This is a genomic window from Actinoalloteichus spitiensis RMV-1378 (genome assembly GCF_000239155.1).
GTDB classification, from domain to species: Bacteria; Actinomycetota; Actinomycetes; order Mycobacteriales; family Pseudonocardiaceae; genus Actinoalloteichus_B; species Actinoalloteichus_B spitiensis.
Map to the genome: position 1 here is coordinate 1 of NZ_AGVX02000842.1, position 1,446 is coordinate 1,446.

A 1,446-nucleotide genomic window follows, 5' to 3' on the forward strand; every position below is an offset into this window, starting at 1 on the left:
AGCCCCCCACCCCGACCCCGGCCGGCTGCCCCCTCGCCGACTACGACCCGTTCTCGCCCGCCTTCGTCGCCGACCCCCACCCCGCGCTCGACGAGCTGCGCCGACAGCCGGTGGCCTACCACCCGGCCACCGGGTGCTGGGTGGTGAGCCGGCACCGCGACGTGCGCACGGTGCTCACCGACGCCGGCACCTTCGCCCCGGACAACGCGCTGCACGCGGTCACACCGCTGTCCGTGCCCGCACTGCGGGTGCTGGCGGAGCACGGTTTCTCCCTGCCACCCACCCTGGCCAACAACGGCACGGCCACCCATCCGGGCCTGCGACGGCTCGTCGCCGCCCACTTCACCAGCGGGCGGGTGCGGGCGATCACGCCGTTGGCCCGGTCGCTGGTGCGGGCCGGGCTGCGGGAGGCCACCGCCGACCTCGCCGACACCGGGACCACCGATCTCGCCGCGCGGGTGGCGGCCGACCCGCCAGCTCGGGTGCTGCTGTCCCTGCTGGGGATGCGGGACGTCGACGTGCGGCTCCTGAAGAGGTGGAGCCGGGCCTCCCTCGAACTGTTCTGGGGCAACCCGGGTCCGGACCGGCAGCGCGGGTTGGCCGAGGAGGCCGGCGGGTTCCACCGGTGGTTGACCGGACGGGTCAGCGGGACGGCGGCGTCGCCGGGGGAGGCTGGCCTGCTCGGCGACCTGGTCCGGCACCGCCTGCCCGACGGGCGGCCGCTCGGCGTCGAGGAGGCGGTCGGGGTCTGCTACTTCCTCCTCATCGCGGGCCAGGAGACGACCAGCCAGCTGGTCAACGCGGCCCTGCACCGGGTCCTCGGCCGCCCGGCGCTGTGGCGCCGGCTGGCTGGCGGCGAGCCAGGACTGGCGGCCCAGTGCGTGGAGGAGGTGCTGCGCCTCGACACCCCGGTGCTCACCTGGCGCCGGGTCACCACCCGCCCCACGGTCCTGTCCGGAGTGGAACTGCCCGCCGGTGCCGCCGTCCTGGCGCAGCTGCTGGGCGCGGGCTCCGACCCGGAACTCGTCGCCGACCCCGGCCGCTTCCGACCCGGCCGCCCGAACGCCCGCCGGCACCTCGCGTTCGGACTGGGCCGCCACGTCTGCCTGGGCGCCGGACTGGCACGCGTCGAGGCCGAGATCGCGCTGGAGGAGACGGCCCGCGCGCTGCCGACGGTGGTGCGCACGGAGGAACGCCCACCGATGCTGGGTCTGCTCTCCTTCCGAGCCCCCGCCCGCGTCCTGGTCGGACACCCCGGACCCGTTCGGGGCGGCGACGACGGCGGTCCGTCCACCCGGCACGGATGACCCGACCGTGTACTAAGATCATCCGCGTCCGGCCACCGGCGCACCCGGTACGCGCGGTGCCACTCGATCGGCCGCCGAGCGCGGCCCGCCGGCGGAGGCCGGCGCACCCGCCGTGGGGCGGCCGCCCTCCGGCCACCGA

Annotated in this window: 1 protein-coding gene; it reads left to right on the top strand. The window is 76.8% G+C overall.

The window, feature by feature from the left end; genetic code table 11:
- The coding region (locus tag ACTIDRAF_RS31500) for a cytochrome P450 (RefSeq protein WP_016701548.1) at nt 1-1,307 on the top strand (1,307 nt) is incomplete at its 5' end.
- Between the last annotated feature and the right edge of the window lie 139 nt (nt 1,308-1,446).